13 protein-coding genes and 1 pseudogene are annotated in these 16717 nt (G+C 48.1%); 5 read left to right on the top strand and 9 right to left on the bottom strand.

The window, feature by feature from the left end:
* Positions 1–76: 76 nt before the first annotated feature.
* Positions 77–1129, top strand: a pseudogene (melB, locus tag OQV04_RS19700) (melibiose:sodium transporter MelB); the annotation flags it as partial.
* A gap of 138 nt (positions 1130–1267) precedes the next feature.
* On the opposite strand, the gene OQV04_RS19695 reads toward melB, so the two are convergent.
* The 5 genes from OQV04_RS19695 to OQV04_RS19675 all read right to left on the bottom strand — a co-directional run bounded on the left by OQV04_RS19695 (position 1268) and on the right by OQV04_RS19675 (position 8002).
* The gene (locus tag OQV04_RS19695) at positions 1268–1897 is read right to left on the bottom strand and encodes a DUF2238 domain-containing protein (protein WP_028132351.1); all 630 of its coding nucleotides are present in this window, start codon (positions 1895–1897) and stop codon (positions 1268–1270) included.
* Positions 1898–2019: 122 nt separating this feature from the next.
* Positions 2020–3666: a class I fumarate hydratase gene (gene fumB / locus OQV04_RS19690; RefSeq protein WP_032288381.1), complete on the bottom strand. Its 1647-nt coding sequence runs from the start codon at positions 3664–3666 to the stop codon at positions 2020–2022.
* Positions 3667–3743: 77 nt separating this feature from the next.
* Positions 3744–5084, bottom strand: coding sequence for an anaerobic C4-dicarboxylate transporter DcuB (gene dcuB, locus OQV04_RS19685; protein ID WP_000899522.1), 1341 nt, complete (start codon positions 5082–5084; stop codon positions 3744–3746).
* A gap of 570 nt (positions 5085–5654) precedes the next feature.
* Positions 5655–6374, bottom strand: a complete 720-nt coding sequence (gene dcuR / locus OQV04_RS19680; RefSeq protein ID WP_000611288.1) for a two-component system response regulator DcuR — start codon at positions 6372–6374, stop codon at positions 5655–5657.
* Positions 6371–8002 carry a sensor histidine kinase gene (locus OQV04_RS19675; protein ID WP_001216477.1) on the bottom strand — a complete coding sequence of 544 codons (1632 nt, stop codon included), beginning with the start codon at positions 8000–8002 and terminating at the stop codon, positions 6371–6373. The genes dcuR and OQV04_RS19675 overlap by 4 nt, the downstream gene beginning before the upstream one ends.
* Positions 8003–8182: 180 nt before the next feature.
* On the opposite strand from OQV04_RS19675, the gene yjdI reads away from it, so the two are divergent.
* From yjdI to ghoT, 4 genes are all read left to right on the top strand, one after another.
* A complete protein-coding gene (gene yjdI, locus OQV04_RS19670; protein ID WP_000371704.1) occupies positions 8183–8413 on the top strand; it encodes a 4Fe-4S mono-cluster protein YjdI in 231 nt (76 codons plus the stop codon).
* 11 nt (positions 8414–8424) lie between these two features.
* The gene (locus OQV04_RS19665) at positions 8425–8697 is read left to right on the top strand and encodes a GNAT family N-acetyltransferase (RefSeq protein ID WP_206046085.1); all 273 of its coding nucleotides are present in this window, start codon (positions 8425–8427) and stop codon (positions 8695–8697) included.
* A 226-nt stretch (positions 8698–8923) separates the two neighbouring features.
* A complete protein-coding gene (ghoS, locus tag OQV04_RS19660) occupies positions 8924–9220 on the top strand; it encodes a type V toxin-antitoxin system endoribonuclease antitoxin GhoS (protein WP_000398619.1) in 297 nt (98 codons plus the stop codon).
* A gap of 27 nt (positions 9221–9247) precedes the next feature.
* Positions 9248–9421: a type V toxin-antitoxin system toxin GhoT gene (gene ghoT / locus OQV04_RS19655; RefSeq protein WP_001173343.1), complete on the top strand. Its 174-nt coding sequence runs from the start codon at positions 9248–9250 to the stop codon at positions 9419–9421.
* Between the two features lie 118 nt (positions 9422–9539).
* On the opposite strand, the gene lysS is transcribed toward ghoT, so the two are convergent.
* The 4 genes from lysS to cadB form a co-directional block, all read right to left on the bottom strand.
* Positions 9540–11057 (bottom strand): lysine--tRNA ligase, encoded by a 1518-nt coding sequence (gene lysS / locus OQV04_RS19650; RefSeq protein ID WP_001295087.1) that lies wholly within the window; start codon positions 11055–11057, stop codon positions 9540–9542.
* Positions 11058–11293: 236 nt separating this feature from the next.
* Positions 11294–12751, bottom strand: a complete 1458-nt coding sequence (dtpC, locus tag OQV04_RS19645; RefSeq protein ID WP_032282027.1) for a dipeptide/tripeptide permease DtpC — start codon at positions 12749–12751, stop codon at positions 11294–11296.
* Between the two features lie 58 nt (positions 12752–12809).
* Positions 12810–14957, bottom strand: a complete 2148-nt coding sequence (gene cadA / locus OQV04_RS19640; RefSeq protein ID WP_001295383.1) for a lysine decarboxylase CadA — start codon at positions 14955–14957, stop codon at positions 12810–12812.
* Between the two features lie 79 nt (positions 14958–15036).
* Positions 15037–16371, bottom strand: coding sequence for a cadaverine/lysine antiporter (gene cadB / locus OQV04_RS19635; protein ID WP_000092909.1), 1335 nt, complete (start codon positions 16369–16371; stop codon positions 15037–15039).
* Between the last annotated feature and the right edge of the window lie 346 nt (positions 16372–16717).

Genomic DNA, 16717 nt, shown 5'->3' with positions numbered 1-16717 from the left:
CACGGGAATATCTGCGGCAGCGGGCTTGTAATGGGTTAAGTGATAACAGATGTCTGGAAATATAGGGGCAAATCCAGATATTCCCTTCTGGTCGCTGGTTCCAACCATCACGCTCGATAAACGTGAGCGTGAACAACTGGTTCCTTATCCGCGTTTTTTTGCCAGTCTGGCGGGCTTTGTTACGGCAGGTGTGACGCTACCATTTGTTAATTATGTCGGCGGTGGCGATCGGGGATTTGGCTTTCAGATGTTCACACTGGTACTGATCGCCTTTTTTATTGTTTCAACCATCATCACTCTGCGCAATGTGCATGAAGTCTTTTCGTCAGACAATCAACCGTCTGCTGAAGGAAGCCATCTGACACTTAAAGCCATCGTTGCGCTTATTTATAAAAACGATCAGCTTTCATGCCTCTTGGGTATGGCTCTTGCTTATAATGTAGCCAGCAACATTATTACCGGCTTTGCTATCTATTATTTCTCATATGTTATCGGTGATGCGGATTTGTTCCCCTATTATCTGTCGTATGCGGGAGCTGCTAACCTGGTGACGTTAGTATTCTTCCCACGCTTAGTTAAATCATTATCCCGACGCATTTTATGGGCCGGAGCATCTATTCTTCCGGTGTTAAGCTGTGGTGTTCTCCTGTTAATGGCATTAATGAGCTATCACAACGTCGTCCTCATTGTGATTGCGGGTATTTTGCTGAATGTGGGAACGGCGCTTTTCTGGGTATTACAGGTCATCATGGTGGCAGATACCGTTGATTACGGTGAATATAAACTGCACGTACGCTGTGAAAGCATCGCTTACTCCGTGCAGACTATGGTGGTGAAGGGCGGTTCAGCCTTTGCGGCTTTTTTCATTGCGGTTGTGTTAGGGATGATTGGCTATGTACCGAATGTTGAACAGTCTACGCAAGCCCTATTAGGTATGCAGTTTATTATGATTGCTCTACCGACTCTGTTTTTCATGGTAACGCTGATTCTCTACTTCCGTTTCTATCGCCTCAATGGCGACACGCTGCGCAGGATCCAGATTCATCTGCTGGATAAATATCGCAAAGTACCGCCCGAGCCTGTTCATGCTGATATTCCGGTCGGTGCAGTGAGTGATGTGAAAGCCTGACGTGGACAATAGCTAACGAAAATGGCCTGATGCGATATGTTTATCAGGCCACGTCTTAATGTAATGCTTTGGATTTGCAAATTTTGTAGACCGGATAAGGAATTCACGCCGCATCCGGCATCAACAAAGTGCACGTTGTTATCCGGTTATCAAGCCAAAGCGCCGTAGCTGGCGGCAATGAAAGCGAGCGAGGAATATCACCGTCGTTAATGCGCCAAGTAGCGCGCAGAACATATCGGATTGCGTGTCCCACTGGTCGCCCTGGGTGCCGAGAAAATCATCCGCTCCCTGGCCCATTGCCAGCGCCGCCCACCACTCGATTAATTCATACATCGCGCTTATCGCCAGCGCCACGCAACAGACCAGAAACGCCACCATTTTACGTCCGCGAACGTACATCCCGCGCACAAGGATCTCACGTGCCACCAGTGCAGGTACCAGCCCCTGGAAAAAATGCCCCAGCTTGTCATACGGATTACGGCTCAACTTCAGCCATTCCTGCACCTCAAAACCAACGGGGACTTTCGCGTAGGTGTATTGTCCGCCGACCATCAGGATGATGGCGTGAAAGAAAATGAGCGTATAAAGCAGCGGCGTTAACGGATAACGTTTCGCGGTGGCAAGGAGTAGCGGCATGACAATAATCACCGGTGTCACTTCCATCAGCCAGGTGAGTTTGTCATGGGCCGAAATGCCGGTATAAATCAGGATTAACGTTAGCGCCAGTGCGCCGGTGTTAAGAATTAACGGCTTGAGTGTGCGGGTCATGGTGAGTTCGCAAGTCAGGGAAAATACTGACTATTCACCAGCAAGCGTGAAATTACAATCGCAAAAGAGGTGGCCCAGGGGGATCACCTGGCAGCATGCTGCCAGGCGCTGGGCCGAAGAGGTTACTTAGTGCAGTTCGCGCACTGTTTGTTGACGATTTGCTGGAAGAAGTCGTTACCTTTGTCATCGACCAGGATAAACGCCGGGAAATCTTCTACTTCGATTTTCCAGATAGCTTCCATACCCAGCTCCGGATAAGCGACGCATTCCAGATGCTTGATGCTCTGCTGCGCCAGTACCGCCGCCGGACCGCCGATGCTACCGAGGTAGAAGCCGCCGTGTTTATGACACGCGTCGGTAACCTGCTGACTGCGGTTACCTTTCGCTAGCATGATCATGCTGCCGCCGTGGGATTGCAGCAGATCCACATAGGAGTCCATACGACCTGCGGTGGTTGGGCCTAGTGAACCTGATGGATAACCGGCAGGGGTTTTCGCCGGACCCGCGTAGTAGATCGGGTGATCTTTGATGTACTGCGGAAGTTCTTTACCGGAGTCAATCAGCTCTTTCAGCTTGGCGTGTGCAATATCTCGACCCACAATAATGGTGCCGGTGAGCGACAAACGAGTGGATACCGGGTATTGCGAAAGCTGGGCGAGGATCTCTTTCATCGGGCGGTTAAGGTCAACTTTCACCGCTTCGCCTTCACCGGCCTGGCGCAGTTCTTCCGGAATGTACTGGCCTGGGTTGTGTTCCAGTTTTTCGATCCAGATACCTTCGCGGTTGATTTTCGCTTTAATGTTACGGTCAGCGGAGCAGGAGACGCCCATGCCTACCGGGCAGGATGCGCCGTGACGTGGCAGACGGATAACGCGAATGTCGTGCGCGAAGTATTTACCGCCAAACTGCGCGCCAAGACCGAGTTTCTGGGCCTCTTCCAGCAGTTCCTGTTCCAGCTGGACATCGCGGAACGCCTGACCATGTTCGTTCCCTTCCGTCGGCAGTTCATCGTAATAGTGAGCGCTTGCTAACTTGACGGTTTTCAGGTTGGTTTCCGCAGACGTACCGCCAATCACAAACGCGATATGGTACGGCGGGCAGGCTGCAGTACCGAGGGTACGCATTTTCTCGACGAGGAAGTTTTTCAGTTTGCCGGGAGTCAGCAGGGCTTTGGTTTCCTGGTAGAGATACGTTTTGTTGGCAGAGCCGCCGCCTTTCGCAACGCAAAGGAATTTGTACTCATCGCCATCTACCGCGTACAGGTCGATTTGCGCAGGCAGGTTAGTACCGGTGTTGACCTCTTTGTACATGTCCAGCGCCGCGTTTTGTGAATAGCGCAGGTTATCTTCGATATAGGTGTTATAGACGCCTTTCGACAGCGCTTCTTCATCACCGCCGCCGGTCCACACGCGCTGACCTTTTTTACCGACGATGATTGCGGTGCCGGTATCCTGGCAGGTCGGCAGCACGCCTTTGGCGGCGATTTCGGAGTTTCTTAAGAATTGCAGCGCCACGTACTTGTCGTTTTCGCTGGCTTCTGGATCGTGAAGAATAGCCGCAACCTGTTTCTGGTGTGCCGGACGGAGCATGAAAGAAGCGTCGTGAAAGGCTTGCTGCGCCAGCAGGGTCAGGGCTTCTGGTTCCACTTTCAGGATGGTTTCGCCGTTGAAGTCGGCAACGCTAATGTAATTGGAAGTGAGTAGATAGTATTCGGTATTGTCTTTCCCCATCGGGAAAGGTGCCTGGTAGATAAAGGGTTTGTTTGACATAGCTTCCAGCCTGTAACTCTGTATTTGTTATTCGAAAATGGCGTGCCGCGTAGTCACGGGCGGCACGCAAAGTGCATTTATAAGAACCCGTACATCGCGGCGAAGATCCAGCCGAAGACGCACGATACGCTCACACCAATCAACCCCGGCAGAATAAAGCTGTGGTTGATGACGAAGCGACCGATGTGGGTGGTGCCGGAACGGTCAAACTGAATCGCTGCCAGATCGCTCGGATAAGTCGGCAGGATGTAATAACCGTAGCAAGCCGGTGCTGAAGCCACGATGTATGCCGGATCAACGCCGATTGCCAGCGCGACCGGAACAATCGCCGCCAGCGCCGCAGCCTGAGAGTTTACAAACTTGGAAACCAGCAGCAGAACAATGGCATAGGCCCACGGATACTCTTTCACCATTTCACCCAGTACGCCCTGAATTTCAGACATATGCGCACCGAACATGGTTTCTGCCATCCATGCGATACCGTACACCGCCACGATGGCGATCATACCGGAACGGAAGACTTCGTTTTTTGAGATAGACGCGGGATTGGTTTTGGTCAGGATAATAATCAGCGCCCCGGTCAGCAGCATAAACATCTGAATAACCAGTACCATCGACAGCGGTTTGCCGCCGAAGGATGGACGCAGGTCCGAATCAGCACCAAGAAGTGCGACTACAGCGATTGCCCCGAGGAAAATCCACATTGCCAGCCAGTTGCTTTTCGGCAGTTTTTTATCGAGCAGCGTCGCGGTATCACCGTAAACATACTCACGGTTTTCCGGTACGGAGATGAATTTCTGGAACTCTTCGTCTTTATCCAGATCTTTACCGCGGAACCAGCTGAAGATACCGATCGCCAGGATACCGATTAACGTCGATGGAATGGTGATTGCCAGCAGGTCGAGGAACTCAAGATGGCGACCATCAAAGGTGACATTACCCAGCATTGCAACCAGAGACACGACCGCAACCGACACCGGACTGGCGATAATCCCCATCTGTGCACCGATAGAACTTGCCGCCATCGGACGTTCCGGACGGATGTTGTTCTTAATGGCGACGTCGTAGATGATCGGCAGAATGGTGTAAACCACATGACCCGTACCGCAAAGAATGGTCAGTGTACAGGTCACAAACGGCGCGACAATTGAGACATATTTCGGGTTGCGGCGCAGCAGCTTCTCGGCAATTTGCAGCATGACATCAAGACCGCCCGAAGCTTGCAAGGTCGCCGATGCCGCCACCACCGCAATGATAACCAGCATGACATCAACCGGTGGTTTACCTGGCTGAAGGTGGAAGACGAAGACCAGAATGACCAGACCGATACCGCCTAATAAACCCAGCGCGATACCACCCTTTCTGGCACCATAAAACAGACATATCAGTATTATGATAAGTTGGATAGTAAATAACATGTGTGAACCCTCGCGATAATCCTATTTAAATTTTTGCTGAATAGATCACAGTCACGTTCTGTTTTGTATGAACTGTTTTCAGAGCCTGACTAAATATCCGTTTGGTCGTTACCGGCTTTAGCAAATACCTCACAGTGAATATTGGCTGATTAAAGCAGCGGCAAATTTATGCACTGTGATAAGCGGCTTTTTCAGAGAGAAAAACTCTCTGGCGATGGGTTTAAAGTTTGTACTGCGCAGATGTTAATGTTTTGTTTGCTGTTATCTTATTGATATTTATCGGTCTATTTTTTGTTCTCAGGGCAGATATCATTAGGTTTATAGATTAATCTGATCTACCCATTTGTGGGTAAAAATACACACAATGCGGGTGACATAATAGTTAATTAACTTTTGTTAGCGTTTTGAAATTAAAAACACCGTTCACCTGAAGAGATATTAATTTTTAGCGATGATGGAGGGATAATTATATTTGATCTGGCACAAGTTTTACTGATGAAGGATGTAACTTGTGCCAGGGGTATTTTGCATTACGGTAATAATTATTACTTACAGATAACCAGCGATCCGTTATTGGCAATATTGTTTCAGTAGTGAGTAGTGTTCTGCCTGAATACGGTAACGGTAAACTGGACGCCCCGTGACGCCATAATGGATACTGGTGAACAAGATGTGGCAGTTGACCAGCCAGATGAGGTATTTACGGCAGGAAACACGCGAAATGTTAACCTCGTTGGCTAGCTCGTCGGTTGAAAACTCATAGTCCTGATGCGCGTCAATCCACTGGCACAGTGTGCGTAACGTCTGCGGCGTTAAGCCTTTTGGCAAGCGACGAGGATCCTGCTCGTTGGAGCTGCTGCCGTGGATTAGCTGATCAAGCTCGGCCTGGTCATAATACTGATGTTTTTCCAGCGCCATTTTCTTTTGCCGCCAGCCGGTGAGCGCCTCTTCAAAGCGGGAAGCCTGGAAGGGTTTGATCAGGTAATCCACGACACCGTAATGCAGCGAATCTTTAATGGTTGCCGCATCGGCTGCGGAGGAGATGACAATCACATCACTTTTGCAACGCGCGTTATGCAGGACAGGCAGTAAATCGAGCCCGTTCTCTTTTTGCATATAGATATCGAGCAATATCAGGTCGATAGGCGTATCGCTATTGAAGATAATCTCTTTGGCTTTCTCCAGCGTCGAGGCTGTTCCACAGCATTGAAAGCCTGGGATTTGTGCTACGTATCGGCGATTCAGCTCCGCGACCATTGCGTCGTCATCGATAATTAATACATTGATCATCTGTTCGACCTCTCCCCGTCCCAGGGTATCTGGACAAAAAATTGTGTGAAAATCCCGGGTTCCGATTCCACGGCGATGCTGCCGCCGAGATTTTCTACCTGTTGTTTGACAAGTGCTAAACCGACGCCTCGCTCGCTTCCTTTTGTCGAGACACCTTTGTCAAAAATGTGATCGATTTTGTCGGGTGCGATCCCCGGTCCATCATCGTTAACTTCGCAGTGCAGCCAGCCGTGACGGTAGTGCAATGTTACGCTAATTTCGCCACCGGGTTCCGGCCCTAATGCTTCCAGCGCGTTTTCTATCAGATTTCCCAATGTGGTAATCAGCGTCGCGACCTGGTCCTCACTGCCGCTGTCTGGCAGCTGGCTTTCACTGTTTAAAATCAGCGTATGGCCTAAATCGGTCGCGCGGTTAATCTTGCTGATTAAAAAACCAGCGATAACCGGAGATTTGATCTTACCCAGCAGAGAGCCAATCTCTTCCTGATAGTTATTGGCTGTTTTGAGAATGTAATCTTCCAACTGCTTATAACTCTTCAGATGCAATAATCCGAGAATCACATGCAATTTATTCATAAATTCGTGGGATCGTTCACGAAGTGCGTCAGCATAGTTGACCAGACCATCGAGTCGCTGCATCAGTTTACGTACTTCAGTTTTGTCCCTGAAGGTTGAAATGGCACCGATGATAACGCCATTACTGCGCACCGGAACGGTGTTGATCAGTAATAGCCGATCTTTAATCGTAATCTCTTCGTCGCGGCGCGGGGTACCGTCGCGTAACACTTCCGAGACATCTACCACCTGTGACCACGAGTGGCTTAGCGTCGACAGTTTCTCATCGTCCTGCGACTTACGGTAATTCAGCAATTCTTGTGCGGCATCGTTGATCAGCGTGACCTCGCCGCGATCGTCCACGGCAACGACGCCTTCTTTGATAGACTGCAACATGGCCTGGCGTTGCTCAAACAGCGTGGAGATTTCGTAGGGTTCCAGGCCGAAAAGGATTTTTTTCAGTACTTTAACCAGAATGCAGGTGCCAATCAGTCCGACCAGCATGCCAAATAATACTGACCAGATAATGCTCCAGCGACTGTCATTGATCTGTTGGGTCACGCGGCTTAACTCAAGGCCGATCGCCACCACGCCAATTTGTTTATGATTTTCATCGTAGATGGGGGTAAATACGCGTAAAGCCTGCGCCAGAAAACCGCGATTGATAGCGACATTTTCTTCGCCATTCAGCGCTTTAAGGATGTCATCACCTTTAAATGGCTGACCAATACGCTGGGCTTCAGGATGCGAGTAGCGAAGACTTTGCATATCGGTAACGACAATAAACAGCAGATCGTTGCGTTTGCGCACGGCTTCCGCGATGGCCTGGATACCGCTCTCCTGCGGTTTTTTCTGCAAGCCCTGACGGATTTCCGGCGAGTCGGCGAGAGTACGCGCCACTGCCAGTGCCTTGTTGGCTAGCCCGTCTCGCGTCATATCACTGATTTGCGAGAAGTAAATCAGATGCACCACCAATAGCACCGAGAATAGTACCGCGCTGACCATTAAGATCACTGTGGTACTCAATTTCATCGGACGTTTGCGTAACATGCGGTAGGGCAATGAATGTCTCATCAGCTTCCTTGTGTGACAAATTTCTTAAGCATTATCTCTGATGAGGCGGGTAATTCAAAGGGAGTAAGAATGATTGGCTATATAGGGGAAGAGACTCTGACAACGGAAACTGCCAGTGCTGTATGAAGATTCCAGGGCTATGCTTATAGTGAAAACCATACTGATGAGAGAGGGAAGGTCATGGATCAGGCGCTACTGGACGGGGGTTATCGCTGTTATACCGGCGAAAAGATCGATGTCTATTTCAACACTGCGATATGTCAGCATTCTGGTAATTGCGTACGTGGCAACGGCAAGTTATTTAATCTCAAACGAAAGCCGTGGATCATGCCGGATGAAGTCGACGTTGCCACTGTGGTTAAAGTGATTGATACGTGCCCGAGTGGTGCGCTGAAATACCGTCATAAATAAGCGAGGGTAAAATGGAAATACGCGAAGGCCACAATAAATTTTACATTAATGATGAACAGGACAAGCAAATCGCTGAAATTGTCTTTGTGCCGACCGGAGAGAATTTAGCGATTATCGAACATACCGATGTCGATGAAAGCCTGAAAGGGCAAGGGATCGGTAAACAGCTAGTTGCGAAAGTCGTGGAAAAAATGCGTCGGGAAAAACGAAAAATTATCCCACTATGCCCATTTGCGAAACACGAATTTGATAAAACGCGGGAGTATGATGATATTCGCAGTTGATGGAAGAGTACAGAGCCACGATATTTTTCATGCTCTCCGCGGAGTGATGCAGGAGAGCATCTGAAGGGTAGGGGGATGCACAAAGAATGGGCAGAGAGAGCGTTTTTTTGTCCCAAGTCATCCCCTTTACTGAGCAAAAAAAAGAATATCTCCTATATGAGAATCATCAATCGGGGTTAATAAGTTTTGCGTCCCCAAAGCGTTCAATATTGATAGGAGTCATATTATGGAAGGTAAAAACAAGTTTAATACTTATGTTGTTTCTTTTGATTATCCATCATCTTATTCCTCAGTGTTCTTAAGGTTAAGATCATTGATGTATGATATGAATTTCTCTTCTATCGTGGCTGATGAATATGGGATACCACGACAATTGAATGAAAATTCCTTCGCAATAACGACATCGTTAGCCGCAAGTGAAATCGAAGATTTAATCAGGCTTAAATGCTTAGACTTACCGGATATTGATTTTGACCTCAACATTATGACAGTTGATGACTATTTCCGTCAGTTTTACAAGTAGCCAGGAAGGATAAGAAGAACATAAAAAATGGCACTATTCTCTAAAATATTAATTTTTTATGTGATTGGTGTGAACATATCCTTTGTCATTATCTGGTTTATCTCACATGAGAAAACACATATTCGTTTACTTAGTGCATTCCTGGTCGGAATAACCTGGCCAATGAGTCTGCCTGTGGCATTACTTTTTTCTCTCTTTTAGGAGCTGTAGTTGAGTGGACCCGCTGGTTATCGTGAAACGAAGCGTCTCTCCTCAAAACTGGATTTGCGGAACGACGAACGAAGCAGTCGCCTGACTGCTTCGTTCATTAAAGTGAAATTTATTTCTGTGGGCGCATCGCCGGGAAGAGAATAACGTCGCGAATAGTATGACTGTTTGTGAACAGCATAATCATTCGGTCGATACCAATACCCAGACCAGCGGTTGGCGGCAGACCATATTCCAGCGCAGTCACGTAATCTTCGTCATAGAACATGGCTTCGTCGTCACCTGCAGCTTTAGCATTAACCTGTTCCTGGAAACGTTCAGCCTGATCTTCTGCGTCGTTTAATTCGCTAAAACCATTACCGATTTCACGACCACCGATGAAGAATTCAAAACGGTCGGTGATTTCCGGGTTAACATCATTACGGCGTGCCAGCGGTGACACTTCTGCCGGATATTCCGTAATAAAGGTTGGCTGAATCAGATGTGCTTCTGCCACTTCATCAAAGATCTCCGTGACAATACGTCCCAGCCCCCAGCTTTTCTCTACCGTAATACCGATAGATTCAGCTAATGCTTTAGCAGCATCAAAATTATCCAGGTCGGCCATATCGGTTTCTGGACGATATTTTTTGATTGCTTCGCGCATGGTGAGTTTTTCAAACGGTTTGCCGAAATCAAACACATGCTCGCCATAAGTGACTTTAGTGGTACCCAGAACCTCTTGTGCCAGGGTGCGGAACAGTGACTCTGTCAGTTCAATCAAATCGTGGTAATCCGCATACGCCATGTAGAGTTCCATCATTGTGAACTCAGGATTATGGCGAACAGAAATACCTTCATTACGGAAGTTACGGTTAATTTCGAATACCCGTTCAAAACCGCCTACAACCAGACGTTTCAGATACAGCTCCGGCGCGATACGCAGATACATATCTAAATCCAGAGCATTATGATGGGTAATAAACGGGCGAGCAGATGCCCCACCTGGAATTACCTGCATCATCGGGGTTTCTACTTCCATAAAGCCGCGCGCGACCATGAACTGACGGATAGCGGCCAGAATTTTTGAACGGACAACAAACGTTTGACGGGATTTATCGTTAGCGATGAGGTCCAGATAACGTTGACGATAACGGACTTCCTGATCCTGCAGACCATGGAATTTATCTGGTAAAGGACGTAGTGCTTTAGTCAGCAGGCGCAACTCAGTACAGTGAATGGAAAGCTCACCCGTTTGCGTCTTAAACAGCGTACCGCGGGCACCGATAATGTCACCCAGATCCCATTTTTTAAACTGATCGTTATAAACACCTTCTGGCAGGCTATCTCGTGCGACGTACAGTTGAATACGGCCACCGACATCCTGCAACGTTACAAAGGAGGCTTTCCCCATGATACGACGGGTCATCATTCGGCCAGCAACCGAGACTTCAATGTTTAAGGATTCCAGTTCCTGGTTATTCTTCGCATCAAACTCTTCGTGCAACTGGTCAGAGGTATGGTCGCGGCGAAAATCATTGGGAAACGCCACACCTTGCTGACGTAGTGCCGCCAGTTTTTCGCGGCGATTTCTCAGTTCATCGTTAAAATCAATAGCCTCATTGGCTCCCCGTGTTTCTTGTTCAGACATTTTGGTTCCTCTAAATCCAGCTTTCAATTTAGCGTAGATAAAGAGACAGATCGGTACACTGTATTATCTGCCTCGACTATTAGTAACTCAGTTTATCTTATCGAAACTAACGCTTACCTCAAGTTGATATCACTAATAAATAACCATCAAAATGGTTTAAATGACTTATTAATATCGATTTGCTAGTGTTATAAACTTAAAGTTAATTTATTCATAACTAATTGTTTTTACGACAGTTAATCGTTGCTCTCCTGTATCATATTCGTCGGCGTGCTAAACAGAAAACGGGCAGCAAAGGCCAATACCACGATGATCGCGACACAAGCCAACGTCCACTCTCCCATCTGAGAAAAGAATCGCTGGTAAGCTGCAATTGCCATACCGCTAATTTGCGACTCTGTCGTCTGCTGTGCCACTACGCCTGCCAGCCAGTTGGCGACCGCGCCTGTTGCCAGCATATAAATCCCGGTTAATACACCAGACATTTTCAGACGCGTGATTTGCGCAATCGCCACCGGGTCAATAAAGAGTTCGGCAAAGCCCATTAGCGCCAGCCCGGATACCATCACGCCCATTGACGCTTGACCGTCAGCTGCTGCATGTCGGGCATCAAATGCCAGCAACATAAAGCCACAAGCCATCAGCAGTAAGCCAAAGGCAAACTTCAGCCAGACGCGCAATGTTGAGTTGCCGTGGCTTTCTGGCGACGCCAGCCAGGCCAGAACAACCCCAGCGAGCATCACCGCAATTGCATTCACCGACTGGAATAGTGCTGTAGGTACTTCAATATTGAATGCCTGACGATTCACAAAGCGATCGATAAACAAGCTGATGGTACTGCCGCCCTGTTGTGCCAGTACCCAGAACAATGTCCCGACAAACATCAACAATACAATTTGCCAAAGAGCACGGCGGTGTTCGGGGAATTTGATCATCATGCGGGCAATGATTTGTGCGGCAATGAGGCAAACGATCGCCAGCAAATATCCGGACCAGTCGTTCTCCAGCAGCAGGGTAAAAAATACTGGGGCTAAACAGAGCATCACCACTAACCAGCTCCATACCGGTAAGGCAAATTTGACGCTAGTGAGCGCTTTTTTATCCATACTACGCGTGGACTGGAAATGACGATGACCGCTTAAGAAAATCAACAAACCGATAAACATGCCGCCACCCGCAAGGGCAAAGCCAACATGCCATCCATACCACTGAGCAGCCAGGCCGCAGGCGATTGGGGCGGCGATAGAACCGATATTGCCCGCAGCATACAACAGCGAAAAACCGCCATCACGTCGATGATCGTTCTCGTCGTAGAGCTCGCCAAGCAAACAGCTGATGTTTGATTTGAATAAACCGTAGCCACAAATAATGATTGCCAGCGCCAGATACAGGCTAAAGGTTGAATTTGTATCAATGCCCAGCACCACATGGCCAAGGGTCATTAACAGCGCGCCGGCAATCACTGCAGTGCGGTTGCCGAGCAGGCGGTCGGCAAGCCAGCCGCCGAGAATAGGGGTAACGTAAACCAGAGAAGCATATGCGCTGAACAGGCTGATGGCATGGTTATCATCAAAACCAAGCTGATGGGTGAGATAGAGAATGAGTAAGGCACGCATGCCGTAAAAACTGAAGTACTCCCAGATTTGGATCGCCACGATATAGTATATCGCGCGCGGCTGTGAGGGTGTTTTCATGTGTTCTCCTTATGAGCAAAAAAGGGAAGTGGCAAGCCACTTCCCTTGTACGAGCTAATTATTTTTTGCTTTCTTCTTTCAATACCTTAACGGTATAGCGGCCATCAGCCTGACGGTATGCACCGTGAATATCGGTTTCAAAGCCCGGATAGTGAGCGCCGATTTCACACAGCATCTGCAGGAACTCCAGAACCGGACGGCTTTCTTCGGTGATCATTTCACCCGGCATTACCAGAGGAACTCCCGGCGGATATGGAAGGATCATATTGGCGTTAATACGACCTACCATTTCGTCGAGGTAAACTTCTTCGGTCATACCGTGCAGCTCTTTCTGGAACGCAGCATACGGAGTCATTACCATCGTCGGCAGCACTTCAAATGCGCGATACATCAGATCCGGCAGATTGTGGTGAACAATCAGTTTGTGGATATTCTGAGCCAGTTCCTGAATACGCATGTTTTCATAGAATTCAGGATCTTCACGATACAGAGACGGCAGCATGTTTTTCACACGCAGGTTCAGGTCGAACGCACGTTTGAAGTCAGTCAGAGCACGCAGCAGGCTCAGTGCTTTGGTCTTATCGATACCAATGCTGAACAGGAACAGCAGGTTATACGGACCGGTTTTCTCAACAACGATGCCATGTTCGTCGAGGTATTTCGCCACGATGCTGGCCGGAATACCAAAGTCGCTCATGGTGCCGTCTTTTTCCATCCCCGGAGTCAGCAGGGTGACTTTGATCGGGTCAAGATACATGTGCTCGTTATCGATGTTTTTGAAGCCGTGCCAGGTGCTGTCAGAACGCAGCGGCCAGCATTCAGTCGTATCGATATGATCCGGCTGCCAAACATCAAAGAACCAGCCATCAGATTCCGTTCTCAGACGTTTGATCTCTTTACGGAATTTGATCGCACGTTCAATGGAACCGTTGATCAGACGCTTACCTGCATTGCCTTTCATCATCGCCGCAGCGGTTTCAGTGGACGCCACGATACCGTAGTGCGGAGAAGTGGTGGTGTGCATCATGTAGGCTTCGTTAAAGGTTTCTTCGTTTACGTCACCTTTAACGTGGATCATGGAAGCCTGAGAGAACGCCGCCAGCAGTTTGTGAGTGGACTGGGTTTCGTAAATCACTTTCCCTTCTACACGGCCACCGCTCATACCGCATTTACCTTCGTAAATCGGTGAGAAGTTGGTGTAAGGCACCCACGCGGAGTCAAAGTGGATGGATTTCACATCCAGTGTTTTCTTGATGAAGTCGGTGTTGTACAGCAGACCATCATAGGTAGAGTTGGTAATTACAGCATGTACCGGCCAGGTTGCGTTTGGTGTTTCTTTCACGCGCTTAGCAATGGTAGCGTGCTGGAATTCACTCTGTGGGATACCACCAAGAATACCGTAAGCGTTACGGGTCGGGCGGAAATAGATTGGCGTAACATCGCTCATCATCATCAGGTGGGTCAGCGATTTGTGGCAGTTACGGTCAATCAGAATGGTGCTGCCTGCCGGAGCAGAGTACATACCAACAATTTTGTTCGCAGTGGAAGTACCGTTGGTCACCATGTAGCTGCGGTCTGCGTTAAAGACGCGAGCGATATACTGTTCTGCTTCTTTGTGTGGACCACTGTGATCCAGCAGAGAACCCAGTTCAGATACTGAAATGGAAATATCAGATTTCATGGTATTCGGACCAAAGAAATCATAGAACAGGCTACCTACCGGGCTTTTCTGGAATGCAGTACCGCCCATGTGACCAGGAGTACAGAAAGTATATTTACCTTCACGAACATATTTAAACAGTGCTTTAGTCAGCGGAGGCAGAATAGTGTTGATATATTCGTCAGTGGTCTGCTTGATCTTGTTAGCAATATCTTCAGCAGCACCCAGCGCATATTCAAAGAAGCTAATCTGTAAACGCAGGTCATTCAGGCTTACATCGAGAGTGGAATACGTATTAGCGAACGCGTACAACGGCAGGTTCTCGTTCATTTTGCTAATTTCTTCGCACAGCTCGAGATTATATTTATCCCAGTCAAAAATAACGCCGCACAGACGCGCATTGTTTTCGATCAGTTTTAATAAGTCGTCACGGTCGTTCGGGTAAACAATCTGGAAGTTCAGACGTTCAAGCGCGCGATGAAGTTCACGGATGGGTTCTTCTTTAAAATAAACCCCCATGTGATTCAATATTGCAATAACGTTCATAGTCATATCTCCAGGTAAAAAAGGCCCCTCCCAACACATGGGACAAAATGAAAGGAGGAGCCTCGGAAAATACTTTTAATTAATGTGCGTTAGACGCGGTGTGGTTATCCATTGAGTGGCTCTGGCGCTCGTGCATTTTGCGAGCGTAGAACATCAGGATAATCAGGCTGACGATGAAGGTACCTGCCAGCTCGAAGGAGCTTGCGCCCATCAGCGCGATGAAGCAGAACACGCAACCCAGTACAGAGCAGATCAGGCTGACAAAGTTGCGGATGTTAACGCCTTCAAAACGAATCAGGTCAACGCAAGAGTAGAAGTACGGCAGCATAGTCAGCAGTACTGCGATACCGGTCAGTTCACCGAACAGGTCAGATGCTTTACCACCGGCAGAGTTCATCAGAGTGATGAGGATCATCAGGGCAGTCATTTTCACTGCAGCCAGCAGCAGACCTTTTTTCGGAATACCGTTGCTGTCGACTTCACCATAAACTTTCGGGAAGTTACCGTCGTTAGCGGCACGTACACCTGCCTGGCCTACCAACATCATCCAGGAGCCCAGAGAAGTCAGGCACGCAAAGGCGGTGAATGCAGAAACCAGCGGCGCAGCCCAGTTACCGAGGATAGTTGAAGCACTGATTGCAAACGGAGCACCGGAGGCCGCCATTACAGAAGACGGATACATACCGGAAAGCACCTGAGTCGCAGCGATGTAAACAATACCTGCTAAACCAGTACCCAGCATGGTTGCCAGCGGAACGGTACGTTTCGGGTTTTTAACCATACCAGTACTTACAGCTGCGGATTCAACACCCACGAAGGCCCACAGGCAGAGCAGAATACTTTTAATGATCGCATGACCATCAGTGGTATCCGCAGTATTCCAGTTAGCTGCATAAGTTGCCGCATCAAACCAATGCCAGCCAACAATAGCAGTCATCACCACAGGAATAAGAACCAGCACCAGACCAATAGTGGTTAAACGGCTTACCCAGGTACCGCCGAGCATATTTACAAAGGTAAATACCCAGACGATAGCAATACAGGCGATACCCGCCGGAACAGGATCATTTAATACTGGGAAGAAGGTGGAAAGATAAGATACAGCGGTAATACCAATCGCCAGGTTACCAATCCAGTTAGCATGGTAATAAAGAACACCTGTCTGAAAACCAAATGCAGGAGAAATTTCTCCGGCATAAGCAATTGGGCCACCTTGTTGCGGGTTTTTTGTTGCCAGTCGGGCATATACATACGCCAGCGACATTGCACCAATAATAGAGATAATCCAACCCCAGATAGCAATACCACCGATACTTGCTAGGTTCGCAGGTAATAATGCAATACCGCTCCCCATCATATTACCGGCAACAACACCGGTACAGGCAAATAGCCCGATCTTCTTGGCAGAACTCATGCTCTTCTCCTAATTTCATTTTTGAATTTGGAGTCCGGGTCATGATGTATAACTATTTCCTGACCAGACCAAACTGGCGATAAGATTACTCACGAAAAAAGGATTAATCCTAAAGATTAGGTGAAATAACACAAAAGTTTCTGTAAGTGAGAACTTGAGGTTTTTTATTAACACATCAGGATCGCAAGTTGATATCATGAAAAGATAAACATTCAATGTTTACAATAGATTGCGTGACGTCTTCTAGTTAAATTTATGTAATAAAAATTATGGGTGATGCTGCCAACTTACTGATTTAGTGTATGATGGTGTTTTTGAGGTGCTCCAGTGGCTTCTGTTTCTATCA

Origin of the sequence: Escherichia sp. Lx600-2, assembly GCF_036662595.1 — a bacterium.
Taxonomy (GTDB): Bacteria; Pseudomonadota; Gammaproteobacteria; order Enterobacterales; family Enterobacteriaceae; genus Escherichia; species Escherichia coli.
The sequence above is the reverse complement of the archived record's forward strand: the minus strand, read 5'-3'. Positions and strand labels throughout refer to the sequence as shown.

What these genes read in the sequence shown, in the direction of transcription:
- OQV04_RS19695 (WP_028132351.1), bottom strand. Translation starts at nt 1,897, where the DNA reads ATGACCCGCACACTCAAGCCGTTAATTCTTAACACCGGCGCACTGGCG.
- fumB (WP_032288381.1), bottom strand. Translation starts at nt 3,666, where the DNA reads ATGTCAAACAAACCCTTTATCTACCAGGCACCTTTCCCGATGGGGAAA.
- dcuB (WP_000899522.1), bottom strand. Translation starts at nt 5,084, where the DNA reads ATGTTATTTACTATCCAACTTATCATAATACTGATATGTCTGTTTTAT.
- dcuR (WP_000611288.1), bottom strand. Translation starts at nt 6,374, where the DNA reads ATGATCAATGTATTAATTATCGATGACGACGCAATGGTCGCGGAGCTG.
- OQV04_RS19675 (WP_001216477.1), bottom strand. Translation starts at nt 8,002, where the DNA reads ATGAGACATTCATTGCCCTACCGCATGTTACGCAAACGTCCGATGAAA.
- yjdI (WP_000371704.1), top strand. Translation starts at nt 8,183, where the DNA reads ATGGATCAGGCGCTACTGGACGGGGGTTATCGCTGTTATACCGGCGAA.
- OQV04_RS19665 (WP_206046085.1), top strand. Translation starts at nt 8,425, where the DNA reads ATGGAAATACGCGAAGGCCACAATAAATTTTACATTAATGATGAACAG.
- ghoS (WP_000398619.1), top strand. Translation starts at nt 8,924, where the DNA reads ATGGAAGGTAAAAACAAGTTTAATACTTATGTTGTTTCTTTTGATTAT.
- ghoT (WP_001173343.1), top strand. Translation starts at nt 9,248, where the DNA reads ATGGCACTATTCTCTAAAATATTAATTTTTTATGTGATTGGTGTGAAC.
- lysS (WP_001295087.1), bottom strand. Translation starts at nt 11,057, where the DNA reads ATGTCTGAACAAGAAACACGGGGAGCCAATGAGGCTATTGATTTTAAC.
- dtpC (WP_032282027.1), bottom strand. Translation starts at nt 12,751, where the DNA reads ATGAAAACACCCTCACAGCCGCGCGCGATATACTATATCGTGGCGATC.
- cadA (WP_001295383.1), bottom strand. Translation starts at nt 14,957, where the DNA reads ATGAACGTTATTGCAATATTGAATCACATGGGGGTTTATTTTAAAGAA.
- cadB (WP_000092909.1), bottom strand. Translation starts at nt 16,371, where the DNA reads ATGAGTTCTGCCAAGAAGATCGGGCTATTTGCCTGTACCGGTGTTGTT.